The following is a 24,785-nucleotide window of genomic DNA, read 5'->3' on the forward strand; positions in this document are numbered from 1 at the left end:
GCGGACATTCCCCCTCCCGCAGGCGGGAGGGGGCTAGGGGGTGGGCTGGCGCGACATCAGCGCTGTTTTGCAACGGCTAAGTCAGAAGCTCGCTACGCTCGCGCCCACCCCTAACCCCTCCCGCCTGCGGGAGGGGAATGTCTTGGATTGCCCAGAAACAGCCTCATAGCTACACCATCTCGCCCGTCAGCAGGCGCGGCAGCGCGCCGGATTGTCCCCGCGCCTCCGCCATGAAACGGTTCTTGAGCAGCGACGTGCGCTGCACCGCCGCCAGCCCGGCGCGGCGGACCAGCGAGGGAATGCGCCCCGGCACGTCGAACAGCCGGACAAGCCCGTCCATCGCCACGCTGGTCATCATCGCGTCCAGGCCCCGCCAGCGCTGATAGCGGGCGAGCAATTGCGCGTCGCCCGGATCGAGGCCGAGCCGCATGCCCTCCACCAGCACCTCCACCAGCGCGGCGACATCACGGAAGCCGAGGTTCAGGCCCTGCCCCGCAATCGGGTGGATCGCATGGGCGCTGTCGCCCACCAGCGCGAGCCGCGTGTCGGTGATCCGCGCCGCATGGTGGAACCCAAGCGGATAGCTGGAGCGGGGTCCGGCCAGCGCGATCTCGCCCAGGAAGCCGCCCATGCGCTTCTGCGCCTCCGCCAGCCAGGCCCGTTCGGACAGCTTGAGCATGGCGGGAGCCTGCTCGGTCGGCACGGTCCAGACGATGGCGGAGCGGGTGCCCGGCAGCATCGGCAGCAGCGCGAAGGGGCCGCCGGGATAGAATATCTCATAGGCCGTGTTGGCGTGCGGCACGGCATGGTCGATGGCCGTCACCATCGCGACATGCTTGTAGTTCCAGCGCGTGGTGCGGATGCCCGCCGCCTCCCGGGTCGGGCTGTTGCGGCCCTCCGCCGCGACCAGCAGCGCGCCGTGGAGGGTTTCGCCGCTGTCCAGGGTCAGCGTCACGCCATCGGCATTGCGGTCGACATGCAGCGCCCGGTCGGGCTGGAAGCGGGTGAGATTGTCCGCCTTTTCCGCCGTCTGCGCCAGAGCGACGCGCAGGTCGCGATTGGGGAACATGATCCCCATCACGCCGTCATCCGCGTCCGGCGCGAAGTCGAGCGCGCCCGGCTCCAGCCCGTCGCTGACCCAGATGCGGTCGATGGGGCAACCCTTGCCGTCCAGATGATCGGCCACGCCTATGGCCGACAGCATGGCGAAACTGGTGGAACTGATGGCCGAAACCCGCCCGTCGAAACCGGCGGCGGTGGTGTCCACCGGATTGGCGGGATCGATCACGGCGCAGCGCACGCCATGGCCGGAAAGCGCGATGCCAAGGGTCAGGCCGACAAGGCCACCGCCCAGAATGACGACGTCGAAGCGTTGCATGAGGGGGTTCTAGGCGCTCATGAGGGGATTGGGAAGGGCGTCAGAGCGCCTCCCCTCTCCTCCGTTCGCCCTGAGCTTGTCGACCCGAAGGGCGGCGATAGCCAACGACTCCACTTTCTTTGAAAAAGTGAAGGGCTTCGACAGGCTCAGCCCGAACGGAGGAGGGGTATGTTGATCCGTTACAGCTTCCGCACCCAGTTGGCCGGATCGGCCACCGTGCCGCGCTGGATGCCGGTGAGGTCGGCGCGCAGCGCTTCGGTCACGATGCCGCCGTCGCCATTGCCGATGGTAAAGTCGCCATCGACGCTCTTGACCGTGCCGATGGCCGTCACGACCGCCGCCGTGCCGCAGGCGAAGGCCTCCCGCAGCTTGCCGCTGGCGGCGTCGGCGCGCCACTGGGCGAAGCTGTAGGGTTCCTCGCGCACTTCATGCCCCTTGGCGCGGGCGAGCGAGAGGATGCTGTTGCGGGTGATGCCCGGCAGGATCGTGCCGGACAGCGGCGGGGTGACGATGGACCCGTCGTCCATCACGAAGAAGACGTTCATGCCGCCCAGTTCCTCGACCCACTTGTTCTCGGCGGCGTCGAGGAAGACGACCTGGTCGCAGCCATGCTGGATCGCTTCCTTCTGCGCCACCAGCGAGGCGGCGTAATTGCCGCCGCATTTCGCAGCGCCAGTGCCGCCGCGCGCCGCGCGGGTGAAATGTTCCGACACCCAGAGCGTGACCGCCTTCTTCCCGCCCTTGAAATAGGCGCCGGCGGGCGAGGCGATGACGCAGAAAATATATTCGTTCGCCGGGCGCACGCCCAGGAAGGTCTCGCTCGCGAACATGAAGGGGCGCAGGTACAGGCTGCCCTCCCCGCCCGGAATCCAGTCGGCGTCGATCTTCACCAGTTCCTCGACCGCCTCCAGGAAGAGGTCTTCGGGCAGGACGGGCATGGCCATGCGCTCGGCCGACTCAGCGAAACGGCGGGCATTTTCCTCCGGCCGGAACATGGCGATGCTGCCGTCTTCCAGGCGATAGGCCTTCATCCCTTCGAAGATTTCCTGCGCATAATGCAGCACCGCGCAGGCAGGATCGAGCTGGAAGGGTTCGCGCGGGCCGATGGCGTGGCTGTGCCAGCCCTGCCCTTCCGTATAGCGAATCGTCACCATATGGTCGGTGAAGAGCTTTCCGAAGCCGGGGTCCGCCAGCAATACCGCGCGCTGGTCAGCCGACACAGCCTTGCTGCTGCGGGTGACGGTGAAGCGCGATGTCTGCTGGACGTCCATGACGAAAACTCCTTTGGGTTGGACGCGCCGCCTATGTCACAGATGGCGGCGCGAAACAAACGGTCAATATTGCTGACCCATGTAGCCGCCCATAGCCGATCCGATGGGGGTGGCATCTTGGCGCTGGAGCGCGGCGGGGCTATCGCTGCGCCATGCACTTTTTTTCCGACAATGCGACGCCGGTCTGTCCGGAGGTGATGGCGGCCATCGCGGCCGCCGACTATGCCGACCATGGCTATGACGGCGATGGCTGGAGCGCCCGGCTGAACGGCGCCTTTTCCGACCTGTTCGGGACGCAGGCGGTGGCGCTGTGGATCGCGACGGGCACGGCGGCGAACAGCATCGCGCTGGCCTGCCTCTGCCCGCCCTATGGCGGCGTGATCTGCCATGAGGAGGCGCATATCGTCGTCGACGAATGCGGCGCGCCCGGCTTCTACACCCATGGGGCGAGCCTGATGGCGCTGCCCGGCGCGGGCGCGAAACTGTCGCCCGATGCCGTGACCGACCGGCTGAAGGCAATCCGCCCCGATGTGCATCAGGTGCCGGCGCGGGCGATCAGCATCACCCAGGCGACCGAATATGGGGTGGCCTACAGCCCCGAGGAGGTGGCGGCGCTGGGTGCTCTGGCGCGGGAATATGGGCTGGGTTTCCACATGGACGGGGCGCGCTTCGCCAATGCGGTGGCGCATCTGGGCTGCCATCCGGGCGATGTGACCTGGCGGGCGGGCGTCGACATACTCTCCTTCGGCTGCGTCAAAAATGGCGGGATGATCGGGGAGGCTCTGGTCTTTTTCGGGGACCGGGCGGAGGCGCGGGCGGCCGAAGCGGCGCGTTGGCGCAAGCGGGCGGGGCATCTCTTCTCCAAGGGGCGCTATCTCGCGGCGCAGGCGCTGGCGATGGTCGAGGGCGACCTCTGGCTGCGCAATGCGCGGGCGGCCAATGCGGCGGCCCGGGCGCTGGCGGAGGGCGCGGCGGGTCGGCTGATGCATCCGGTCGAGGCCAATGAGCTGTTCGTGCGGCTCACCGAAGCGGAAAGGGCGCAGTTGCGGGCGCAGGGCTTCGATTTCTACGATTGGGGCGCGGATGCGGCGCGGCTCGTCACCAACTGGTCGCAGGATGCCGCCAGCGTGCAGCCTCTGGCCGATGCGCTGAGGGCGTTGAAGGGATGAGGCAAGGCAAGGGCGTCGTCCTGCCCTTCATCCTCGTCACGCTGATCTGGAGTTCGACCTGGATCGTCATCCGCGACCAGTTGGGCAGCGTGCCGCCAAGCTGGTCGGTCTGCTACCGCTTCCTGCTGGCCGGGGTGGCGATGGCGATCTTCGCCCGGCTGCGCGGCGTGCCGCTCAGCATCGGCGGCAGGGGGCTGGTCTTTGCGGGCCTGCTGGGCGTGGCGCAGTTCGTGATGAACTTCAACTTCGTCTATCGCGCCGAGCATTTTCTGACATCGGGCGTGGTGGCGGTGGTCTATGCGATGCTGCTGATCCCCAACAGCATCCTTGCCTTCCTCTTCTTCCGCCAGCCGGTGAGCCGGGCTTTCATCGCCGGATCGGTGGTGGCGGTGGCGGGGATCGCGCTGATGCTGGCACATGAATATCGCGCCGCGAGCGTGCGGCCGGACATGGTGATTCTGGGAGCCGCTTTCTCCGTTGCGGGGCTTCTGAGCGCGTCCGCCGCCAATGTCATGCAGGGGATGGAGATCGCCCGGCGGCTGCCGATGGTGGCGGTGCTGGCCTGGGCGATGCTGATCGGCGCGGGGGTGGATGCGCTGTTCGCCTGGATTACGACCGGGCCGCCGGTGATCGAGGCGCGGTGGAGCTATCTGGCGGGAATCGCCTGGCTGGGGCTGGCCGGATCGGTGGTGACCTTTCCGCTTTATTTCCGGCTGATCCAGAGCATGGGCGCGGGGCGCGCCGCCTATACCAGCGTGCTGATCCCGGTGATCGCGATGCTGATCTCCACGCTGGTGGAGGGCTATCGCTGGACGGCGTTGGCGGGTGCGGGCGCGCTGCTGGCGATAATCGGGATGGTCGTGGCGCTGCGGACCAAGCAGGCTTAACGGCGGACGCCCGGTTGGTATAGCCGCTTCGCCGCGTTCACCCGGTCGATCAGGCTGGCGAGCGGGACAGGCGCGGATGCGGCGCGTTCGGGCAGGGACAGGCTGTTGATGCGCTGGCCAAGGGCGGTGAAGGCGTGATCGAAGCGGTCCATCTCTTTAGTCCCCGAAAGCTGAAGGACAGCCATCGGGCAGGGATGGTTAAGAAGGCGTTAGCGATGACCGGGCTTTGCGGCGGAGCGAGTCACAGGCAGGCGCGCAACCCTTGGCGATAGGTTGGATAGCGGGGCGACCAGCCCAGCAACCGCTTGGCCCGCCCGTTCGCGATCCGACGGTTTTCGGCGTAGAAGGACCGGGCCATGGGGGTGAGCTGGGCTTCCTCCAGCGTCAATAGCGGCGGCAGCGGTTGGCCAAGCAGGGCGCAGGCCGCTTCGATCAGGCGGTTCTGCGCGCAGGGCAAGTCGTCCGAAAGATTGTAGATGCCTGGCGGTCCCCGATGAATCGACGCGACGATACCCGCGCCGATATCGTCGACATGGGCCCGGCTGAACACCTGATCGGGCAGATCGATGCGATGCGCCCGCCCTTCCCGCACGCGATCCAGCACCGAGCGGCCGGGGCCGTAGATACCGGGCAGGCGGAAACGCCGCACATCGGGGCGAAGCGCCCCCCAGTCGGCGTCGGCCTGCGCCCGTGCGGCACGGCGACCCTGACGGAGAGGGGTGGCTTCATCGACCCATGCGCCCGCCGCATCGCCATAGACTCCGGTGGAGGAGAGATAGCCTGTCCAGATCGCGGGCGCGGCGGCGATGGCCGCGCCATAGCGGCTGAGGACGGGGTCGGCATCTCCCTCCGGCGGAACGGACGAGAGGATATGGCTGGCCTGCGCGATGGCGGCGCGGACGGCGTCTTCATCATCGAAGGCGAGCGCTTCGGCATCGGCGGTGCGACGGACGCCGGTGACGTGCCAGCCTTCTTCACGAAGGCGGACAGCCAGGCGGGAAGCGGTGTAGCCCTGCCCCAGAATGAGCATATGGGGCATGAAACACTATTCCCTCAGACCGTGAAGCTCTCGCCGCAGCCGCAACTGCCCTTGGCATTGGGATTGTTGAAGACGAAACCGGCGGTGAAGTCGTCCTCCACCCAGTCCATCGTCGACCCGACCAGATAGAGCACCGACGCGCCGTCGATGTAGAAGGCGCCGCCGGGGGTCTCGATCTTCTCGTCGAACTTCGCTTCCTCGCTCACATAGTCGACCGAATAGGCAAGGCCCGAACAGCCACGGCGCGGGGTCGAAAGCTTGACGCCGATCGTGCCTTCGGGAGCCTGGCTCATCAGGTCGGCGATGCGCTGCTCCGCGCTCGGCGTCAGGATGACGGCGGCGGGGCGGGCTCGGGTCTTGGTCGTCGTTTCGGTCATTTCTGTTCCTTCTTCCCTCCTCCCGCCTGCGGGAGGGGAGAGTGTTACAACATCCCCAGTTCGAGCTTAGCCTCGTCCGACATTTTCTGCGGGTCCCATGGCGGGTCCCAGACGAGGTTCACCTGCGCGTCGCCCACGCCGGGCACCGCGCCGACGCGCAGTTCGACTTCGCCGGGCATGGATTCGGCCACCGGGCAGTGCGGCGTGGTCAGCGTCATGGTGACGACGGCATGGCCGTCCTCGGTCACGTCCACGCCATAGACGAGGCCCAGATCATAGATATTGACCGGAATTTCCGGGTCGTAGATTTCCTTGAGCGCGTCGATGATCGCGTCATAGAGGCTGCCGCCCGGCTCACCCTTCGGCGTTTCCGTCGGCTTGGCGCTCAGGAAACCGTCCAGATAGTCGCGCTGGCGCGGTTCTTCCACGCGCGCCTTTGGCGGGGTCTCCACCGCCGCGACCTCTTCCACCAAAATCTTGCGTTCCTCGGTCATCCGAAGATCTTCCTCACTCGTTCAATCCCTTTGACCAGCGCGTCCACGTCGCCCTCGTCGCTATAGATGCCGAAGCTGGCCCGCGCGGTCGCCTCGACGCCCAGATGGCGCATCAGCGGCTGCGCACAATGATGCCCCGCCCTGATGGCCACGCCCGTTTCGTCCAATATGGTGCCGACATCGTGCGGATGAACCCCCTCGACCTCGAAAGAGAGGATTCCCGCGCTGTCCTGCGGCCCGAAGACGCGGACGCTGTTGAGGCTTTCCAGCGCGGCCCGCGCTTTGCCGACCAAAGCGCATTCATGGGCGTGGATCGCGTCGAGCCCGATGGCCTGCACATAGTCGATCGCCGCCGACAGGCCGACGACGCCCGTGATATGCGGCGTGCCCGCTTCGAACCGCGTCGGCGCGGGGGCATAGGTGGTTTTTTCGAACGTCACCTTGTCGATCATCGACCCGCCCCCCTGATAGGGCGGCATGGCGTCCAGCAGTTCCTTGCGGCCCCAGAGCGCGCCGATGCCGGTCGGGCCGTAAAGCTTGTGCGCGGAAAAGACGTAGAAGTCGCAGTCCAGCGCCTGCACGTCGACGGCGAGGCGCGGCACGGCCTGACAGCCGTCGATCAGGATTTTCGCGCCGACGCTGTGCGCGATGTCGGCGGCGCGGCGGACGTCGAGCACGCTGCCCAGCACATTCGACACATGGGCCAGCGCAACCATCCTGTGCGCCGGGACGATCATCGCGGCCATGGCGTCGAGATCGATCCTGCCGTCGGCCGTCAACGGCACCACGTCGATCTGTGCGCCGACTTTCTCGGCCACGATCTGCCAGGGGACGATATTGCTGTGATGTTCCAGCATCGAGAGCAGGATGCGGTCGCCGGTCTTGAGCTGCGTCCCCGCCCAGCTTTGCGCGACGAGGTTGATGCCCTCGGTCGCGCCGCGGACATAGACGATCTCGCTGTCCGACTGCGCGCCGATGAAGCTGGCGACCTTCCGCCGCGCCGCTTCATAGGCGAGCGTCATATTGGCGGAACGCTCATAGACGCCGCGATGGACGGTGGCGTAATCCGGCCCATAGGCGCGGGCGATAGCGTCGATCACCGCATGGGGCTTCTGCGCGGTGGCGGCGCTGTCGAGATAATGCCAGTTGCCCCCCGCACTATTCAAAAGACCGGGGAAGTCGTCGCGCAATCGCAGCGCCTGGGCGAGGTCGCTCATACCAGTGCCTCCAGCTTGGCGAGCGCGGCGGCCTCAAGGCTGTCCTTGACCGCTTCATCCGCCACATCGTCGAACACGCCCGCGACGAAGGCCTTCAGCAGCAGCGTCTTGGCCGTCGCCGGGTCCATGCCGCGGCTGGCCATGTAGAACAGCGCCTGCCTGTCCAGTTCGCCTACGGTCGCGCCATGGGCGCATTTCACATCGTCGGCGTAGATTTCCAGCTCCGGCTTGGCATTGGCCGTGGCGGTGCGGTCCAGCAGCATGGCCTTGACCGACTGGAAGGCGTCGGTGCGCTGCGCGTCGCGAGCGACGTTGATGCTGCCCAGATAGCTGCCGGTGGCGCGTTGGCCCAGGATGGAGCGGATGGTCTGGCCGCTGGTCGAGTCCGGCTCCGCATGGGTGACGGCGGTGACGATCTCCAGCACCTGGTCGCCGCCGCCGATGATCGCGCCGTTCAGTTCGAAATGGCTGCCCTTGCCCAAGGTGACGGCGAAGGTCACGCGGCCCAGTTTCCCACCGATATTGAGGACATGGAAATCGCAGCGCGCGCCGTCCGCGATGTCGATGACATAATCATGCACTGCGGCCGCGCCGTCGGCTGCGTCCTGCAACAGATGGTGGCGCGCGCTTTCCCCGGCGGCGACATCGATCCGCGTCGGCGCCGGGGTCGGCCAGATGGCGGCCAGCGCGTCGAGGTCGCTGTAGCGCCATTCCTCGGCCTTGCGCGTGGGAAGGGTGAGCGCGTTCATTCGATAGACCCGTTCGGGCTGTCCGAGCGAGCCACTTGTCTCGCTCGAATGTCGAAGCCCAGTCCTTTCTTCGAGGAAAAATAAGGCCGTTGGCTATTGCCGCCCTCCGGGTCGACAGGCTCAGGGCGAACGGAACGGGGAAGCATCATGCCGCAACCACCTCGGCATAGCCTTCGCGCTCCAGTTCCAGCGCCAGTTCGGGACCGCCCGATTTCACGATCCGTCCCGCTGCCAGCACATGCACGAAGTCCGGCTTCACATAGTCGAGCAGGCGCTGATAATGGGTGATGAGCAGCACCGCCTTGTCGGGCCTGCGCATGATGGCGTTGATGCCCGCGCCCACGATCTTGAGCGCGTCGATGTCGAGGCCGGAGTCGGTCTCGTCCAGTATCGCCAGCCTGGGGTCGAGAATGCCCATCTGCACCATTTCGGCCCGCTTCTTCTCGCCGCCCGAAAAGCCGACATTCACCGGGCGCTTCAGCATCTCCATGTCGAGGCCCAGCAGAGCCGCCTTTTCCTTGGCGAGCTTGATGAACTCGCCGCCCGACAGCGGTTCCTCGCCCCGCGCCTTGCGCTGCGAATTGAGGCTCTCGCGCAGGAATTGCAGGTTGGAGACGCCCGGAATCTCGACCGGATATTGGAAACCGAGGAACAGGCCAGCGGCGGCGCGCTCATGCGGTTCCATCTCGAACAGGTCCGCGCCCTCGAAGGTCGCGGTGCCGCCGGTGACCTCATAATGGGGGCGGCCGCCCAGCGTATAGGCCAGCGTCGACTTGCCCGCGCCGTTCGGTCCCATGATCGCGTGGATCTCGCCCGCCTTGATGGAGAGCGAAAGGCCTTTCAGGATCGCCTTGCCGTCGATTTCGTTGGTGAGATTGTCGATCGTCAGCATCTTTTATCCCTTATGCGCGCGCTGGAGCGTCCGCGCTGTCCAGAAGGCCATGTCCCGCACATCGCCCGGCGCGGGGAACAGTGTGTCGATATGCCGCTTGATGGGCATATAGGGCCACCAGTCGGCGCCGGGTTCGGGCGCGCCCTTTTCCAGCACGCCGGTCACGAACTCCGTCACCGGACCCATGCGGGCGAGATTGGGGGCCTTGGCCTTGTGGAAGGCCTTGTCGGACTTGAGCTTCTCGGTGAAGGCGAGATCGCCCTTTTCCAGCGCGGCGCGGCATTCGGCCTGATAGGCGTCGAGGTCGCCAAAATCCTTGGCGGCGCGGGCCTGAAGCTCGCCTTCCTCCAGCTCATAATCTTCGGTCAGGATGCGGATCGCGGCGGTCCAAGCCTGACCGTTGCCGACATCCTCCGCGAAATCCGCGAGGGCGTCCTGAATATCGTCTTCGTCGCTCAAGAGTCCTGGTCCTCTAAAAGCCCCTCTCCTTCAGGGGAGGGGTTGGGGTGGGGGCTGGCCCAACGATCCGGCGCCTGTTGGAGCGCGCCGAAGATCGCGGCACAAACCCCTTCGATATTCTGCATCACGTCATGGTTGGCGATACGGATGATGCGGTAGCCCAATGCGTTCAGCGTCGTATCGCGCGCCTTGTCCTCTTCTGCCCTATGCGTATCGCCATCGACTTCGACGATCAGCGCTTTTTGCGGGCAGAGGAAGTCGACGATGAAGGGACCGATCACGGACTGGCGGCGGAATTTGTAGCCGCTAGGTTGCGAGCGGGAGAGTTTTGCCCAGAGGCGCTTTTCCGGTTCGGTCGGTTCGCGGCGCATTTCGCGAGCAAAACCATCCAGATGAGCGAGGCGCCCAGCCGATAGCCCCCACCCCCGGCCCCTCCCCTGAAGGGGAGGGGAGTTTAGACGGCTTGCCTGATCGAGAGGCGTCAACTCCCTCAACCGACCGACCCCTCCAGCGAAATGCCCAGCAGCTTCTGCGCCTCGACGGCGAACTCCATGGGGAGCTGTTGCAGCACCTCGCGCGCGAAGCCGTTGACGATCAGGCTGACCGCCGCTTCCTGATCCAGCCCGCGCTGCATCGCGTAGAACAACTGGTCGTCGCTGATCTTGCTGGTGGTCGCCTCATGCTCGATCTGCGCCGAGGGGTTGCGCACCTCGATATAGGGCACGGTATGCGCGCCGCACTGGTCGCCCAGCAGCAGGCTGTCGCATTGGGTGAAGTTGCGCACGCCCTCCGCGCCCGGCGCCACGCGCACCAGCCCGCGATAGGTGTTGTTGGACCGCCCGGCGCTGATCCCCTTGGACACGATGGTCGAACGCGACCCCTTGCCATTGTGGATCATCTTGGTGCCGGTGTCGGCCTGTTGCAGATTGTTGGTCAGCGCCACCGAGTAGAATTCGCCAACGCTGTTCTCGCCATTCAGTACGCAGCTTGGATATTTCCAGGTGATCGCGGAGCCGGTTTCCACCTGCGTCCAGCTCACCTTGCTGTTGCGGCCCTGGCAGAGCGCCCGCTTGGTCACGAAATTATAGATGCCGCCCCTGCCGTTCTCGTCGCCGGGGTACCAGTTCTGGACGGTTGAATATTTGATCTCCGCATCGTCCAGCGCGACCAGTTCCACGACCGCCGCATGAAGCTGATTCTCGTCGCGCATCGGCGCGGTGCAGCCTTCGAGATAGCTGACATAGCTCCCCTCGTCCGCGACGATCAGCGTGCGTTCGAACTGGCCCGTATTCTCCGCGTTGATGCGGAAATAGGTGGAAAGCTCCATCGGGCAGCGCACGCCCTTGGGGATGTAGACGAAGGTGCCGTCGGAGAAGACCGCGCAGTTGAGCGTCGCGAAATAATTGTCGTGCATCGGCACGACCTTGCCCAGCCACTTCTTCACAAGGTCCGGATATTCGCGCACCGCCTCGCTGATCGAGCGGAAGATGACGCCCGCTTCCTCCAGCTCCTTGCGGAAGGTGGTGGCGACCGAGACGCTGTCGAACACCGCGTCGACGGCGACCTTGCGGCTGTTCTTCACCCCCGCCAGCACTTCCTGCTCGGCAATGGGAATGCCCAGCTTCTCATAGGTGGCGCGAATTTCCGGATCGAGTTCGTCCAGCGACTCCAGTTCCGCCTTCTTCTTCGGCTCGGCGTAATAATAGGCGTCCTGATAGTCGATCGGCGGGATGTTGAGCTTGGCCCAGTCCGGCGCTTCCATCTGCCGCCACATGGCGAACGCCTTCAGCCGCCATTCCAGCAGCCATTCGGGCTCCTGCTTCTTGGCGGAGATGAAGCGGACCGTGTCCTCGTTCAGCCCCTTGGGCGCGAAGTCCTGCTCGATGGCGGAGGACCAGCCATGTTCGTAGGTGGAAGCGCGATCGGCGGCCTCCTGCGCTTCGAGGTTGCGAACGGTGGTGGCTTCTTCGGTCATAGCGTCTGCTCTGCAACTCGTTTCTCGACTTCGCCCGAAACGAACGGAGGCGGGGTGACTTCTCTGGCGAGGCTGGCGATGGTGACGGCGGCGAGCGCCGACCGGATCGCATTGTTCGCCACATTCATGTGCGGACGGACGCGGCAGTCCTGCTCCAGCGAGCAGTCATGCGCGCCCATTTCGGTGCAGGCGGTCATGGCGATGGGGCCTTCCACCGCCTCCACCACATCGGCCAGGGTGATCGCGGCAGGCGGGCGGCTGAGGCGCACGCCGCCGCCGGTCCCCCGGCTCGATTCGAGCAGTCCGGCGGCCGACAGGCGGCTCACCAGCTTCTGCGCGGTGGGCAGGGGAATGCCGGTTTCGGCGGAGAGCGTGGTCGCGTTCATCTTCACATATTTGTTGGTCGCAGGGTCAAGCCCAGCGCCCGCCCCGCAATGGCGGGCGGCGGCGGACATCAGCACCACGGCATAATCTGCGAAACTCGAAAGCCTCATGACCCTGCGTCTTGCGAACCATTCTCAAATCGGATCGAATCAATCCGATTGCGCATGTGGTCCCGCCCGCGCCCGGAATCAAGGCATTTTTGCTTGGGACGAAGGCTTAGCTGAAACGGTTGATCACGGCCACGTCTCCACCCAGCGAGCGGCGCAGCAGGGTGAGTTGCGCCACGGCGCTGGGTTCGGTCTGCAACTGATGCGGGGTCAGGCCGATGAAATGCTTGATCTCCCGAATGAAATGCGACTGGTCGTAGAAACGCCCGTCGTCGCACAGCGCCTGCCAGCTTTCATGATCCAGCGCGATTCGCGCGCTGCATCGAAGCGCCCGATATTTGCGCGCCAGCAGCTTGGGCGGGCAGCCATAATATTTGTTGGTGAGCCGGGCGAGCTGGCGCGGCGAGAGGCCGGTGATGTCGGCCAGCGTCTCGATCCGCGGGGAGCCTTCGCCCATCAGCCAGCCGTCCACCGCCTCCAGCAGACGCCATGTCGCTTCCGGCAGCGGGACCAGCCTTTCCGACAGGAAGGACCAGCAAAGCGCCGCCATCCCCTCCGCATCGTCGGTGGCGCGGAGCCGGTCGAGCAAATCGCGGTAGCCGCCAAGATGCGCCATTTCCTGCACGCGATCCGTGAGCGTGCTGGCATCCCCCCCATGCAGGGCGATCCATCCCGCCGGCAGCAGCGAAATGCCGACCACCCGGCCCGGCCCCGTCAGTTCGAAGCGGGTCGCGCCCATGGTCGGACCCAAAAGGCAGACTTCGGGCGTCGGCAATATCGTTCCGTCGTGGAAATGATAATTGCCGCTATTGTCCAGCATGAAGCGAAGTTGCGGTACGTCGGCGCGTGTCACATCCGAATAATGTTCGGCCGTTTCGGTAAAGATATAAAGCGAACCGAAATAGGCGTTGAGTTGTTCGGGCGGCGCGAAATAGCGCAACCGCACCGGTCCCTGTGCCGCGTCGACGGTATAGGACAGCGGCGCATGACCATCTCTTGCCGTGATATTCGACGCCCCCCCGGGCGCCCCGCCTTTATGCGACCGCATATTTCACCCCAGCACGCAATATGCGCCATCGGGGTGAAGGTGCAAGGGCTATGCTTGACGGGATGCCACTTTCCGTCTTGTCCGGAGACGATGAACGGGGGTGCCCGTAAAAACGACCCGGCGGTTTTCACCGCCGGGTCAGGAAAAGGTCTCGTCAGCCATATGGCCTAGAGCCTTCGGGTCGCAGGACTCTCTTACGTCCGAATCGGGGAAATTTTATTGGATGGATCGGACATCGGCCGGACCAAAACGGGACGAATCCACGGAATCTTGTTAAGAAATGCCGTTCCTTCCTTACTGTTGCCGCGTTGCAACAGCGACTCGACGCCGGCCGTCCGCGCTGGCATAGCGCGGCCATGTCGTACCGCCTGATCCGCCCCCTGTTTTTCGCTCTGGACGCCGAGCGCGCCCATCATCTGTCCATCAAGATGCTGCGCCTGATGCCGGTGCCGCCTGCGCTGGAACCCGATTCGATGCTGGCGCAGACCGTGGCGGGCATCGCCTTTCCCAATCCGGTGGGCCTGGCGGCGGGTTATGACAAGGAAGGACTGATCGCGCACAAGATGCACGGGCTGGGCTTCGGCTTTGCCGAGTTGGGGACGCTGACCCCCCTGCCCCAGCAGGGCAATCCCCTGCCCCGGCTGTTCCGCCTGGCGGAGGATCGGGCGGTGATCAACCGCATGGGCTTCAACAATGGCGGCCAGGCGGCGGCGGCGGAACGGATCGCCAAGCGCAGGCGGCCGGGCGGCCCCGTCATCGGCATCAACATCGGCGCCAACAAGGATGCGGCCGACCGGATCGCGGACTATGCCACCGGCGTCACCTGCATGGCCCCGCTGGCCGATTATCTGACGGTCAATATCTCCTCCCCCAACACGCCGGGATTGCGCGGGCTTCAGGACCGGGCGGCGCTGGACCAGTTGCTGGGCGCGGTCATGGCGGCGCGGGGGGCGAATCGGACGCCGGTCTTCCTGAAGGTGGCCCCGGACCTGGAGCCCGCCGATGTGGAGGATATTGCCGCCGCCTGCATCGACCACCGGATCGACGCGCTGATCGTGTCCAACACCACCATTTCCCGGCCGTCGCTGCAGTCTCCGCTGGCGGGGGAGGCTGGCGGCCTGTCCGGCGCGCCGCTGCACGATCTGGCGCTGCAAAGGCTGCGCGACTTCCGCCGGGCGCTGGGCACGCAGCTGCCGCTGATCGGCGTGGGCGGGATCGCCACGGCGGACCAGGCCTATGCCCGCATCCGGGCGGGGGCCAGCCTGATCCAGCTCTACAGCGCGCTGGTCTATGAGGGGCCTTATCTCGCCCGGCGGATCAATGCCGGGATCAAGGCGCTAATGGCGCGCGACGGCGTGGGGAATATCAGCGAGATAGTGGGTATCGACGCCTGATCCGTCCTATGGGTTGCGAACCGCAACGCAGCGACTAGGGTGCCGGACATGACTTTTCGCCTTTCCGGCCTGCTGGCTGCCTTCACCCTTCATGCCCTTTCCCCCTCTCCGCTCGCCGCGCGGGAGCCGGTCGCGGTCAACGCCACCGTGTCCGCCGCCGATCCCCGGGCGGCGGAGGCGGGGCAGGACATATTGCGCAAGGGCGGCAGCGCCACCGACGCCGCCATCGCCATGATGCTGACGCTGAACGTCGTGGAGCCGCATAATAGCGGCATCGGCGGCGGCGGATTCCTGATGCATCATGATGGGCGGACCGGCGTGCTGGAATCGATCGACGGGCGGGAGACGGCTCCCGCGGCGGCGCGGCCCGACCGTTTCATGGGGGCGGACGGCCAGCCCCTCTCCTTCCGCGAAGCCTGGCCGGGCGGCTATTCCGTCGGCGTGCCCGGCAATGTCCGCCTTGCCTGGGACGCGCATCGCAAATGGGGCAAGCTGCCCTGGGCCGAGCTGTTCCAGCCCGCCATCCGCTTTGCCGAACAGGGATTCGAGGTGCGCCAGCGGCTCGACACGGCGATGAAAGCGGTTGCCCCAGTCTGGGCCGATTTTCCGGAAATCCAGAAATATTTCTGGATCGACGGCAAGCCGGCGCCGATGGGCACGATCCTCAAGAATCCGCCGCTTGCCGCGCTGTTCAGGCGGATCGCGGCGGAGGGACCGGATGCCTTCTATCGGGGCGACAATGCCCGGATGATGGCCGAAACCGTCACCAACGCGCCGAAAAACCCGGTGCCGATGACGGAGGCCGACCTCGCCGCCTATCGGGCGGAGCCGCGCAAGCCCGTCTGCGGCCCCTATCGCACCTATACGGTCTGCGGCATGGGGCCCGCCTCGGCGGGCGGCATCACCGTCCTGCAGGTGCTGGGCATGGTGGAGCGATTCCCGCTGGCGCAATGGGGCAAGGACGATCCCCGGTCCTGGCATGTCATCGGGGAGGCGATGCGGCTCGCCTATGCCGACCGGGACACCTGGCTGGGCGACCCGGAATTCGTGTCCGTGCCCATCGCGGGGCTGATCGATCCCGGCTATCTGAAGCAGCGTTCGGCGCTGATCGGCATGGGCAGGGCGCTGAACGACTATCGCCCCGGCACGCCGCCGGGCGCGGAGAAGCGCACCGCCGCCCGGCCCCAGCCGGAATCGGGCACCAGCCATTTCGTCGCGGTGGACCGCAATGGCGATATTGCCGCCTGGACCTCCACCATAGAGAGCTTCTTCGGCAGCCAGCTCGTCGCCAATGGCGTGATCCTGAACAATGAACTGACCGATTTCAGCTTCACCCCCGAAAAGGACGGCGCGCCGGTCGCCAACCGGGTCGAGCCGGGCAAGCGGCCGCTGTCGTCCATGTCGCCCACCATCGTCTATGATGCGGCGGGAACCCCGGTCTTCACCATCGGGGCGGCGGGCGGCAGGACCATCATCATGCAGGTCGCCAAGGCGCTGATCGCGCATTTCGACTGGGGGATGTCGGCGCAGGATTCGATTGCCCTGGGATTCCTGTTCTTCGACCGGGACGGTCTGGTCGTGGAACAGGGCACGTCGCTGGAGGGCATGAAGGCGCCGTTGGAGAAGCTGGGGCACAAGGTATCGGTCAGCCGCTTCGGCCTGAAGGCCAATGCGGCGGAGCGGACGGCGGACGGCCATTGGGTCGGCGGCGCCGATCCGCGCAGCCCGGGCGTGTCGTTGCAGGAGTGACGCCCTTTCGGCGCACCCTGTTCGCGCGCGGGAGCATGGTGCTCCGGGCAGGCTACCCCTTCAAATCCAGGCCGGCGACGTTGAACTGGAAGGGGAAGACCTTGTCCTTCGGCCCGACCACCAGGTTCACCTTGATCGTCCGGCTGTCCTTGATCGCGTCATAGGCCCCGGCGGCGGGCAGGACTTCGATACCGTCCTTGTTCTCGGTCATCCGGCCCTTCCATTCATGGGTCTTGCCGTCTTCCGTGACCGCCGTGACCTTGCAGTCCGACAGGTCGCAGGTGAAGGGCGCGCCGACCAGCTTGACCGTCACATCCGCCCCGCCCTCCTGCATGGGCTGGACCAGCAGCACGCCGAAGGTGTCGGCCGCGGTCATGGTCTGGACCGCATTGGCGCTGCCGATATAGGCGACCTTGGGCTTTCCGCCCTCGCCGCCCTCATATTTCCAGACCTGCCCGATCTGGTCGCGCTGCGTCGGTCCCTTGTCCTCGGAGGATGAGCAGGCCGCGATCAGCCCCAGGGCGGCAAGCACCGCTATTGATCGCATCGCGTTTCTCCTTCTGTCCGTTTCGATGTCGGAAGGAGAACGCATGGCCCCTGCGGGGTTTCCCTCCGCTCAGCTATAGCGGGCTGCGGTTTCCCGTATCAGCGCGATCATGTTGGGAATGCCCTGCGTCCGATTGGAGCTCAACTGGTTGCGCAGGTCGAACGGCGCCAGCGCGCCTTCGATGTCCGTGGCGGCGATGGCCGCGGGCGGCTGGTCCTGCACGGTGAGGAGGACGAGCGCGATGATCCCCTTGGTGATCGCCGCATTGCTGTCCGCCAGGAAGTGGAGCCGTCCCCCGCCGGCAGAACCGGCGTCGATCACGGTCGGATAGACCCAGACCGCCGCCGAGCAGCCCCGGACCAGCGTGGCGTCGGTCTTGAGCGCGTCGGGCATCGGCTCCAGCGCCTTGCCCAGATCGATCAGCAGGCGATAGCGGTCGTCGGCATCGAGAAATTCATATTCTTCGACCAGATCGGCGAGGACGGGCAATTGGGTCATGGCCGCCCATATAGGGGTAAAATCGGGCGGGGGAAGGCGGTTTCAGCTGCTGCTCCGTCCCCCTTGAGGCAGGTTGGAGGGACAGACGGAGCAAGCCGGTCGACCTGTCCGGCAAGGATGGAAGCGACTGCGCCGCCATCACGCCCGCCCCCTGCCCCCGCCCCCTGCCCACCCCCCCTTGGCGGGAGGGGGAGCATCGGATTTTCAGAGGTCCACGCCCGCGGCGATCGCTTCCAGCTTGCGGATGCGTTCCTTGAGGTCGGCCACCTCGATCCGCGTCGCGGTGGAGGGTGGTGCTGCCTCGTCCGTTCCGCGGGTGAGTTCCGCGCGCTTCAGGTCCAGCCAGCCATTCCATCCCCGCAGGGCGGTGGCGGCGACGATGGCGAGTCCGGTCAGACCCGCGACCGCCAATGTCAAAGTGATGAGGGGGTCCTGCATATCGTCCTCCCTGTGATGGTGGGCCGCGTCAGTCGCGATCCCGGAGCTTGTCGAATTCGCGGTCCAGCGCGGTGCTGCTGTCCGTGGCCAGCCGTTCCAGCACGGCGACCCGGTCCTTCAGCGCCTTCACCTCCGCACGGAGCCGTTCGGCTTCAGGATCGGGTCCGCGCTGGACCAGTTCCTCACCCTTGTGGCGGCGGACGATGCCATATTTGGCGCGAACGACGCTGGCGATTGCCGCTATGGCGACGATGGCGACGACCATTTCGAACGGATTCATGACTTTTTTCCCTTGCTGAGCGTGGGGCCCTTCAGTTGGCGGGGCCGCGCAGGCGCTCGATTTCCCTGTTCAATGCGTGACTTTCATCGGTGACGATGCGCTCGACCACGGCCAGCCTGTCCTTCATCGATCCGAGTTCGGCACGAAGCTGGGCGTTTTCCTGGGTCAGCAGGCTGATCCGTTCCATCGCCTCATTGCCCGCCCGGGGATAGACGGCCTGGCCCCAGGCCCCATCCAACGGATAACCATGCTTGATCCGCAGCCAGGTGGTGAAGATCCATCCGCCCACACCGATCCCGGTACAGATCGCGATCAGCGGCGCGAGTTGCGCGAACATCGCGAATTGTTCCGACATGGCAAACCTCCCTCATTCCGCTCCCCATGGGCGCGGCCCATCAGATGTTGGATTTCTCAGACAAATTGGCCGGCTTTTCGACAGGCTCCCAAGCCCGTTCGATAAACGGCGTAGGCGATGCGATTCCGTCAGCGCAGGCTGTCGATCTCATCCGCCAGCCGGGTGTTGCGGCTGGTATAGTAGGTTTCGATGTCGGCCAGGCGCCGGTCGATGTCGCGAAACTTGGACCGCACGTCGCGAGTGGAGCGCGCCGGATTGGTGCGCACGCCCTGCCAGAATTTCTGGTCGTCGCGGTCGGCATAGAGGCCCAGCGGCTTGTTCTCGGCAAAATAGGCGACGACGAAATAGGCGATCAGCGTCCAGGGAAAGGCCCCCATCAGCGTCACCAGCACGGCGCCGACCCGGACCCACAGCACGTCGATCCCCGTATAGTCGGCAATGCCGGCGCAGACGCCCATCCATTTGCCGTTCTGCTTGTCGAGATAGAATTTGGTGCGACGGGCAGCCATCTCAATTCCTCCTGTCGGGATTTTGGCGTTCGGGATATGGGCGGTCGAACTCATAGCCATCGTCCTGCGACGGACGGGCGGGGCGGAAATCGGGGTTGTCGGCGGCGACGATCCGTTCGACCGTCTGCAGCCGCTCCTCCAGCCGCCGGGCGAGCAGGTGAAGCTCGTCCAGCAGCTTCTCGTCCTCATCGGTGATCTTGGGCGCCTGCTTCCACTTGGTGACATAGTGGAAGATCAGCCAGGGCATGCCGATGAACAGCATGCCGCAGATCATGATGGGCAGGAACACGTCCTCCATGCGTCACTCTCCCTTGTTCATGGACGCCTTGAGCGCGGCCAGTTCGGCATCGACCTTGTCGCTGGCCTTCAGCTCGGCAATCTCTTCCTCCAGCGTCTTGGGCTGGGCGCCAAGGCCCATGGCGTCCGCGCGGCCTTCGGCCATGTCGACCCGCCGTTCCAGCATGTCGAAGCGGGCGAAGGCGTCGTTCACCTTCTCGCCGGCATAGGCTTCGCGGACGCGCAGGCGATTCTGGGCGCTTTCCATGCGGGTCACAAGACTGTTCTGGCGGGCGCGCGCCTCGCGCAGCTTGGCCTGGAGCTTTGCGATGTCCTCTTCGGAGGCGCGCAGCGCTTCGTCCAGCACCCCGATCTCATGGGAAAGCTGCTCCGCCATGTCGGCTGCCTTCTGCTTTTCCACCAGCGCGGCCTTGGCAAGGTCTTCGCGGTCCTTGCTGAGCGCGAGCTGGGCCTTTTCCGTCCAGCTGTCCTGCAGGCCCTGAAGCTTGGCGATGTGGCGCCGCATTTCCTTCTGGTCGGCGATGGTGCGGGCAGCAGAGGCGCGCACCTCGACCAGCGTCTCCTCCATTTCGAGGATGATCATGCGGATCATCTTCGCCGGGTCTTCCGCCCGGTCGAGCAGGTCGGTGACATTGGCGGCGATGATGTCGCGGGTGCGGGAGAAAATACCCATTTGAACTTCACTCCTGGTACGAACTTGTTAGGCAGGCCTTACGCCAGATAGTGCAAGGCTGCGGGGCATTCCTTGTTCGCGAGCATCGGGATTTCGCTGGCGCGGGCCGGGCCGACCGCCGAAAGGATCAGGGTCGATCCGAACAGGACGGAGGCGATGGCGACGGACAGGAACTGGCCGATTTCGCGAACGCTGTTGCTTTGCTTTTCCATGATAAACTCCTGAACCTTGGCCTTCATCGATGTGCCGCTTGATGCGTCAGCGGCTTCGCTTTCCGACTTTGCAGAAGCCGTGCCAATTTGCGGAAATGGCGGAATTTCGCGGTTTTTTACGATTGTCCGAATATTGGGCTTGCCGAAAGATGGGAAATTTCACCATAAGTTGGGGATGGAGAAAAATACCCAGTTCGTCGGCCAGTCGCTGGCCTTTCTGGATGCGGTCGAGCAGGCCGGGCGGGCGGCAGAACTCAACCGGCCGGTCCTGGTCATCGGCGAACGCGGGACCGGCAAGGAACTGATCGCCGAGCGCCTTCACCACCTCTCGCCGCGCTGGGACGAACCGCTGATCGTCATGAACTGCGCGGCCCTGCCCGAAACGCTGATCGAGGCGGAACTGTTCGGCCATGAACAGGGCGCCTTCACCGGCGCGGCGCGGGCGCGGGCGGGGCGGTTCGAGGAAGCCGATGGCGGCACGCTGTTTCTGGACGAGCTGGGCACGCTGTCCATGGCGGCGCAGGAGCGGCTGCTGCGGGTGATCGAATATGGCGAGGTGACGCGGATCGGGGCGTCGAAGCCCATGACCGTCGACGTGCGGATCGTCGCGGCGACCAATGAGGATTTGCCCGCCGCCGCCGATGCAGGGCGGTTCCGGCCCGACCTGCTGGACCGGCTGAGCTTCGAGGTGATCACCTTGCCGCCGCTGCGGGCGCGGGAGGGGGATGTCGCGGTGCTGGCCGATCATTTCGGGCGGCGCATGGCGGCGGAGATCGGCTGGCCGCAATGGCCGGGCTTTTCCGCCGCCTGCATGGCCGAGCTGGAGGCGCATGACTGGCCCGGCAATGTGCGCGAGCTGCGCAATGTGGTGGAACGGGCGGTCTATCGCTGGAATGAGCCCGGGCGGCCGGTCGCGGCGATCGTGTTCGATCCCTTCGCTTCGCCGTGGAAGCCCAAGCCGCTGATGGCGGCGCAAGCGGCGGTGGAAGCCGCGCCCATGGGTTCACCAGCTCCGGTCGCGAACGGCCATGACGCGATCACCGACCTCAAATCCGCCGTCGATGCGCATGAGGCCGCCATCGTGCGGGCGGCGCTGGAGCGCTACCGCTACAACCAGCGCGCGACGGCGAAGGGATTGGGGCTGACCTATGACCAGCTTCGCCATTGCATGAAGAAACATGGGTTGAGCGCGGGGTAGCCACCTCCCGCAAGCGGGACGGGCTGGAGGTGGGGGTGGGCATGCCGCGCCAGCGGCAATTTGCAACTGAGGACAGAAGCTCGCTCCGCTCGCGCCCACCCCTAACCCCTCCCGTCTACGGGAGGGGGACTATTGTCCTCTTAACGCGTCGGCACCGGCTCCGCGCCCGAATAATCGTAAAAGCCCTTGCCGGTCTTCCGCCCGAGCCAGCCCGCCTCGACATATTTCACCAGCAGCGGCGCGGGGCGATATTTGGGATCGCCGGTCGTGTTCTGCAGCACCTTGCAGATTTCCAGGCAGGTATCCAGGCCGATGAAATCCGCCAGCGTCAACGGGCCCATGGGATGGTTGAGGCCCAGCATCGCGCCCTTGTCGATGTCGACCACGCTGCCCACGCCCTCGCCCAGCGCGAACACCGCCTCGTTGAGCATCGGCAGCAGGATGCGGTTCACCACGAAGCCCGGCGCGTCGAAGGCATGGACGACCTGCTTGCCCAGGCTGGCGGCGAAGCCCTCCACCGCGCTCACCGTCTCCGCGCTGGTGGCGAGGCCGCGAATGACCTCTACCAGCGCCATGACCGGCACCGGGTTGAAGAAATGCACCCCCACGAAGCGCCCCGCGTCGGGCGCCGCCTGCGCCAGCCGGGTGATCGGGATGGAGGAGGTGTTGGAGGCGAGGATCGCATCGCCGGCCAGCAGGGCGCCGACATTGGCGAAGATCGAACGCTTGATCTCTTCCCGCTCGGTCGCGGCTTCGATCACCAACTGGCAGGCGGCCAGCGGCGCGACTTCGCCCACCGGCGTGATCCGGGCGATGGCTGCGTCGGCGTCGGCCTGCGCCAGCTTGCCTTTTTCCACAGCCTTTGCGAGTTGACGGATGATGCCGTCGCGGCCCTTCTGCGCGCGGGGCAGGTCGATGTCGGACAGGATCACCTCATAGCCCGCCTGCGCCGCCACCTGCGCGATGCCCGCGCCCATCTGGCCCGCGCCGATCACGCCCACGGTCCGAATATCCGTCATTGCCGAAACCCTCCTGCACTGAATCCTGTTCGCCGTCCCCGTAGCGCCATGGCAGGCGGGCCGCCAGAGCTTCCGCACGGGCGAAAGCGGACGGAAAGCCCCTGACGGTCGGCGGAGCGCTGATCTTTCTGTGATTTCCCGCTTTGCGCCGCGCCTGCTTGATGGTTAAAAGCCCCGGCATGTCCGTTTCAGACCTGCTGCCCGCGCCGGCGACCGGAAGGTTCATTGCCGCCGTGCATCACTTCCCGCTGCGCGTCTATTTCGAGGACACCGATCTGTCCGGCCTCGTCTATCACGCCAATTATCTGCGCTATATGGAGCGGGCGCGGTCGGACATGCTGCGCATCGCCGGGATCGACCAGCGCGGCAATCTGGAGGGGGGAGAGGGCGTCTATGCCGTCACCGACCTTCAGCTCCATTACCGCCGCCCCGCCAGGCTGGACGATGACCTGATGGTCGTGAGCCGCGTCACCAAAGTCGGCGCCGCTTCATGTTCCATTCATCAGACGGTCATGCGCGATGGGGAAATACTGACGCAAGGCGATGTTTCCGTCGCCTTCCTGACGCCCCAGGGCCGCCCGCGCCGGCAACCCAAGCCCTGGACCGACATTTTCAGCCGTTTGATGAGAGGGGAAGACATCAACCCATGAGCCTTTCGATGCCCGACGTTGGCCTTGCGGTCGGCAATGCCGCGCAAGCCGCCACCATTTCGCCGCTGGCCCTGTTCCTTCAGGCCGACATCGTCGTGAAGGTGGTGATGCTGGGCCTGCTGCTGGCCAGCATCTGGACCTGGGCGATGATCATCGGCTTCAGCTTCACCCTGCGCAAGGCGAGCCGGCAGAGCCGGGCGTTCGAGCAGGATTTCTGGAAGGCGGAGGATATAGACCGCTTCTACGAAGCCCGCGGCAAGGCGGAATTCCCCGCCGCCAGGGTGATGGCCGCCGGCGTCACCGAATGGCGCCGCTCCACCGCGCAGAAGGTGATCGACCGGGAGGGCACCCGCGACCGGCTGTCGACCGCCATGTCCAGCACCATCGCGGCGGAGGTCGACCGCCTGTCGGACCGGCTGAACATCCTGGCCACCATCGGGTCGGTCGCGCCCTTCGTCGGGCTGTTCGGCACGGTATGGGGCATCATGCGGGCCTTCACCAGCATCGCGGCGGAGCAGAACAGCAGCCTGGCGGTCGTGGCGCCGGGCATTGCGGAGGCGCTGTTCGCCACCGCCATCGGCCTGTTCGCGGCGATCCCGGCGGTGATCGCCTACAACCGCTTCAGCCATGGCATCAACCGGATGGAATCGGGGCTGACGCGCTTTGCCGACGGCTTCTATTCGACGCTGAGCCGCGAGCTGGAGGCGCAGCGGTGACGGGTGAAAGAGGAGCGCGCTGATGGCCATGTCCGGACCTCCCTCCGGCCGGCGCGGTCGTCACCGCGCGCCGATGGCGGACATCAACGTCACGCCGCTGGTCGACGTCATGCTGGTGCTGCTGATCATCTTCATGGTGACGGCGCCTCTGCTGGTCACGGGCGTGCCGGTGAACCTGCCCGAAACCCGCGCCAAGGGGCTGGACCAGGACCAGAAGCCGACCGTGGTGTCGATCGACCGCGACGGCGGCGTCTTCATCGACGACGCGCAGATCAGCGACGCCGAACTGCCCGGCCGCCTGGCCGAGATCATGTCCGCCAACGCTGGCAAGGCCGAACCGCCGCAGATCTTCCTGCGCGCCGACAAGGGGCTGGACTATGGCCGGGTGATGCTGGTCATGGGCGAGCTGAACCGGGCGGGACTCAACAAGGTCGCGCTGGTCAGCACCGGTTCCGAAGGCGGTTCCGCTGTCAGCAGCGGTTCAGAATAGGGGCCATAGGTCGTGGCGATGGATCGCGCGGAGAAAATCGGCCTTGGCGTGGCGACGGCGGGACATGTCCTGCTGTTCGGCCTGCTGTCGTCCGGCTTTCTGGCCACTCCCAACCCCCTGAAGCTCAATTCGCCGCCGATGGACGTCAGCCTGGTGGATGAGGTGGCGCTGAAGTCGACGGCGCCGCAGGTGTCGACCCAGCCGCCCCCGCCCAGCGTTGCACCGGAGCAGGGCCCGACCGAGGATGCCGCGCCTGCGCCGGAACCCGAGCCGGCGCCGCAGCCCGAACCGACCCCGGCGGCACCGGCACCCCG

32 protein-coding genes and 1 pseudogene are annotated in these 24,785 nt (G+C 65.8%); 9 read left to right on the forward strand and 24 right to left on the reverse strand.

Annotated features, from left to right (window positions below; genetic code table 11):
- Positions 1-169 precede the first annotated feature (169 nt).
- Both A8G00_RS20280 and A8G00_RS20285 read right to left on the reverse strand, forming a co-directional pair.
- Entirely contained in the window at positions 170-1,378 is a 1,209-nt protein-coding gene (locus A8G00_RS20280; protein ID WP_103001534.1) for a UbiH/UbiF/VisC/COQ6 family ubiquinone biosynthesis hydroxylase, read from the reverse strand.
- Positions 1,379-1,557: 179 nt separating this feature from the next.
- On the reverse strand, positions 1,558-2,649 hold the full coding sequence (locus A8G00_RS20285) for a branched-chain amino acid aminotransferase (protein ID WP_099185399.1): 1,092 nt from the start codon (positions 2,647-2,649) through the stop codon (positions 1,558-1,560).
- A 152-nt stretch (positions 2,650-2,801) separates the two neighbouring features.
- Between A8G00_RS20285 and A8G00_RS20290 the strand changes: the two genes are divergently transcribed.
- Positions 2,802-3,818, forward strand: coding sequence for a low specificity L-threonine aldolase (locus A8G00_RS20290; protein ID WP_099185400.1), 1,017 nt, complete (start codon positions 2,802-2,804; stop codon positions 3,816-3,818).
- Positions 3,815-4,705, forward strand: a complete 891-nt coding sequence (locus A8G00_RS20295) for a DMT family transporter (RefSeq protein ID WP_099185401.1) — start codon at positions 3,815-3,817, stop codon at positions 4,703-4,705. Before A8G00_RS20290 ends, A8G00_RS20295 begins: the two co-directional genes overlap by 4 nt.
- On the opposite strand, the gene A8G00_RS25330 is transcribed toward A8G00_RS20295, so the two are convergent.
- The 12 genes from A8G00_RS25330 to A8G00_RS20350 all read right to left on the reverse strand — a co-directional run bounded on the left by A8G00_RS25330 (position 4,702) and on the right by A8G00_RS20350 (position 13,338).
- Positions 4,702-4,857 carry a hypothetical protein gene (locus A8G00_RS25330; RefSeq protein ID WP_173664347.1) on the reverse strand — a complete coding sequence of 52 codons (156 nt, stop codon included), beginning with the start codon at positions 4,855-4,857 and terminating at the stop codon, positions 4,702-4,704. The genes A8G00_RS20295 and A8G00_RS25330 overlap by 4 nt on opposite strands.
- A gap of 89 nt (positions 4,858-4,946) precedes the next feature.
- A complete protein-coding gene (locus A8G00_RS20300) occupies positions 4,947-5,744 on the reverse strand; it encodes an NAD(P)-dependent oxidoreductase (RefSeq protein WP_099185402.1) in 798 nt (265 codons plus the stop codon).
- Between the two features lie 14 nt (positions 5,745-5,758).
- Positions 5,759-6,121 carry an iron-sulfur cluster assembly accessory protein gene (locus tag A8G00_RS20305; RefSeq protein WP_044660406.1) on the reverse strand — a complete coding sequence of 121 codons (363 nt, stop codon included), beginning with the start codon at positions 6,119-6,121 and terminating at the stop codon, positions 5,759-5,761.
- A gap of 44 nt (positions 6,122-6,165) precedes the next feature.
- A complete protein-coding gene (locus A8G00_RS20310; protein ID WP_044660407.1) occupies positions 6,166-6,615 on the reverse strand; it encodes an SUF system Fe-S cluster assembly protein in 450 nt (149 codons plus the stop codon).
- Entirely contained in the window at positions 6,612-7,832 is a 1,221-nt protein-coding gene (locus A8G00_RS20315; protein WP_099185403.1) for a cysteine desulfurase, read from the reverse strand. The genes A8G00_RS20310 and A8G00_RS20315 overlap by 4 nt, the downstream gene beginning before the upstream one ends.
- The gene (locus A8G00_RS20320; RefSeq protein ID WP_099185404.1) at positions 7,829-8,581 is read right to left on the reverse strand and encodes a SufD family Fe-S cluster assembly protein; all 753 of its coding nucleotides are present in this window, start codon (positions 8,579-8,581) and stop codon (positions 7,829-7,831) included. The genes A8G00_RS20315 and A8G00_RS20320 overlap by 4 nt, the downstream gene beginning before the upstream one ends.
- A 145-nt stretch (positions 8,582-8,726) precedes the next feature.
- Positions 8,727-9,473: a Fe-S cluster assembly ATPase SufC gene (gene sufC, locus A8G00_RS20325; RefSeq protein WP_044660410.1), complete on the reverse strand. Its 747-nt coding sequence runs from the start codon at positions 9,471-9,473 to the stop codon at positions 8,727-8,729.
- 3 nt (positions 9,474-9,476) lie between these two features.
- Positions 9,477-9,932 (reverse strand): hypothetical protein, encoded by a 456-nt coding sequence (locus A8G00_RS20330; protein ID WP_103001535.1) that lies wholly within the window; start codon positions 9,930-9,932, stop codon positions 9,477-9,479.
- Complete coding sequence (locus A8G00_RS20335) at positions 9,929-10,324, reverse strand: endonuclease domain-containing protein (RefSeq protein WP_301182318.1); 396 nt, start codon at positions 10,322-10,324, stop codon at positions 9,929-9,931. Before A8G00_RS20335 ends, A8G00_RS20330 begins: the two co-directional genes overlap by 4 nt.
- Positions 10,325-10,422: 98 nt before the next feature.
- Positions 10,423-11,907: a Fe-S cluster assembly protein SufB gene (sufB, locus tag A8G00_RS20340; protein WP_103001537.1), complete on the reverse strand. Its 1,485-nt coding sequence runs from the start codon at positions 11,905-11,907 to the stop codon at positions 10,423-10,425.
- Positions 11,904-12,401: an Rrf2 family transcriptional regulator gene (locus A8G00_RS20345; RefSeq protein ID WP_025549783.1), complete on the reverse strand. Its 498-nt coding sequence runs from the start codon at positions 12,399-12,401 to the stop codon at positions 11,904-11,906. Before A8G00_RS20345 ends, sufB begins: the two co-directional genes overlap by 4 nt.
- A 106-nt stretch (positions 12,402-12,507) precedes the next feature.
- Positions 12,508-13,338 carry an AraC family transcriptional regulator gene (locus A8G00_RS20350; protein WP_103001541.1) on the reverse strand — a complete coding sequence of 277 codons (831 nt, stop codon included), beginning with the start codon at positions 13,336-13,338 and terminating at the stop codon, positions 12,508-12,510.
- Between the two features lie 464 nt (positions 13,339-13,802).
- Here A8G00_RS20350 and A8G00_RS20355 point away from each other — a divergent pair, with 464 nt between their 5' ends.
- Both A8G00_RS20355 and ggt read left to right on the forward strand, forming a co-directional pair.
- The gene (locus A8G00_RS20355) at positions 13,803-14,840 is read left to right on the forward strand and encodes a quinone-dependent dihydroorotate dehydrogenase (protein WP_103001542.1); all 1,038 of its coding nucleotides are present in this window, start codon (positions 13,803-13,805) and stop codon (positions 14,838-14,840) included.
- A 48-nt stretch (positions 14,841-14,888) separates the two neighbouring features.
- On the forward strand, positions 14,889-16,589 hold the full coding sequence (gene ggt / locus A8G00_RS20360; protein WP_103001538.1) for a gamma-glutamyltransferase: 1,701 nt from the start codon (positions 14,889-14,891) through the stop codon (positions 16,587-16,589).
- A 52-nt stretch (positions 16,590-16,641) separates the two neighbouring features.
- Here ggt and A8G00_RS20365 read toward each other — a convergent pair whose 3' ends face one another.
- From A8G00_RS20365 to A8G00_RS25335, 9 genes are all read right to left on the reverse strand, one after another.
- Positions 16,642-17,136: a hypothetical protein gene (locus tag A8G00_RS20365; RefSeq protein WP_025549787.1), complete on the reverse strand. Its 495-nt coding sequence runs from the start codon at positions 17,134-17,136 to the stop codon at positions 16,642-16,644.
- A gap of 69 nt (positions 17,137-17,205) precedes the next feature.
- Positions 17,206-17,634, reverse strand: a complete 429-nt coding sequence (locus tag A8G00_RS20370; RefSeq protein ID WP_025549788.1) for a SufE family protein — start codon at positions 17,632-17,634, stop codon at positions 17,206-17,208.
- A gap of 204 nt (positions 17,635-17,838) precedes the next feature.
- Positions 17,839-18,072, reverse strand: coding sequence for a hypothetical protein (locus A8G00_RS20375; RefSeq protein WP_103001539.1), 234 nt, complete (start codon positions 18,070-18,072; stop codon positions 17,839-17,841).
- 28 nt (positions 18,073-18,100) lie between these two features.
- On the reverse strand, positions 18,101-18,352 hold the full coding sequence (locus A8G00_RS20380) for a hypothetical protein (protein ID WP_025549790.1): 252 nt from the start codon (positions 18,350-18,352) through the stop codon (positions 18,101-18,103).
- A gap of 31 nt (positions 18,353-18,383) precedes the next feature.
- Complete coding sequence (locus A8G00_RS20385) at positions 18,384-18,689, reverse strand: hypothetical protein (protein ID WP_101756456.1); 306 nt, start codon at positions 18,687-18,689, stop codon at positions 18,384-18,386.
- Positions 18,690-18,835: 146 nt separating this feature from the next.
- Positions 18,836-19,216: an envelope stress response membrane protein PspC gene (gene pspC, locus A8G00_RS20390; RefSeq protein ID WP_025549791.1), complete on the reverse strand. Its 381-nt coding sequence runs from the start codon at positions 19,214-19,216 to the stop codon at positions 18,836-18,838.
- A gap of 1 nt (position 19,217) precedes the next feature.
- Positions 19,218-19,514, reverse strand: a complete 297-nt coding sequence (gene pspB / locus A8G00_RS20395; protein ID WP_025549792.1) for an envelope stress response membrane protein PspB — start codon at positions 19,512-19,514, stop codon at positions 19,218-19,220.
- Between the two features lie 3 nt (positions 19,515-19,517).
- Complete coding sequence (gene pspA, locus A8G00_RS20400; RefSeq protein ID WP_025549793.1) at positions 19,518-20,186, reverse strand: phage shock protein PspA; 669 nt, start codon at positions 20,184-20,186, stop codon at positions 19,518-19,520.
- A 38-nt stretch (positions 20,187-20,224) separates the two neighbouring features.
- Positions 20,225-20,398 carry a hypothetical protein gene (locus A8G00_RS25335; RefSeq protein ID WP_165363315.1) on the reverse strand — a complete coding sequence of 58 codons (174 nt, stop codon included), beginning with the start codon at positions 20,396-20,398 and terminating at the stop codon, positions 20,225-20,227.
- A gap of 175 nt (positions 20,399-20,573) precedes the next feature.
- On the opposite strand from A8G00_RS25335, the gene pspF reads away from it, so the two are divergent.
- Entirely contained in the window at positions 20,574-21,596 is a 1,023-nt protein-coding gene (gene pspF / locus A8G00_RS20410) for a phage shock protein operon transcriptional activator (RefSeq protein WP_048576936.1), read from the forward strand.
- Between the two features lie 140 nt (positions 21,597-21,736).
- Here pspF and A8G00_RS20415 read toward each other — a convergent pair whose 3' ends face one another.
- Positions 21,737-22,615: a 3-hydroxybutyryl-CoA dehydrogenase gene (locus A8G00_RS20415; protein ID WP_048576935.1), complete on the reverse strand. Its 879-nt coding sequence runs from the start codon at positions 22,613-22,615 to the stop codon at positions 21,737-21,739.
- Positions 22,616-22,794: 179 nt separating this feature from the next.
- Between A8G00_RS20415 and A8G00_RS20420 the strand changes: the two genes are divergently transcribed.
- The 4 genes and pseudogenes from A8G00_RS20420 to A8G00_RS20435 form a co-directional block, all read left to right on the forward strand.
- On the forward strand, positions 22,795-23,265 hold the full coding sequence (locus A8G00_RS20420; protein WP_044660419.1) for a YbgC/FadM family acyl-CoA thioesterase: 471 nt from the start codon (positions 22,795-22,797) through the stop codon (positions 23,263-23,265).
- A complete protein-coding gene (gene tolQ, locus A8G00_RS20425) occupies positions 23,262-23,981 on the forward strand; it encodes a protein TolQ (protein WP_044660420.1) in 720 nt (239 codons plus the stop codon). Before A8G00_RS20420 ends, tolQ begins: the two co-directional genes overlap by 4 nt.
- Positions 23,982-24,003: 22 nt before the next feature.
- Positions 24,004-24,471: a protein TolR gene (tolR, locus tag A8G00_RS20430; protein WP_025549797.1), complete on the forward strand. Its 468-nt coding sequence runs from the start codon at positions 24,004-24,006 to the stop codon at positions 24,469-24,471.
- 18 nt (positions 24,472-24,489) lie between these two features.
- A pseudogene (locus tag A8G00_RS20435) lies at positions 24,490-24,785 on the forward strand (cell envelope biogenesis protein TolA); the annotation flags it as partial.

This window comes from Sphingobium sp. SA916 (genome assembly GCF_002894065.1).
GTDB lineage: Bacteria > Pseudomonadota > Alphaproteobacteria > Sphingomonadales > Sphingomonadaceae > Sphingobium > Sphingobium fuliginis.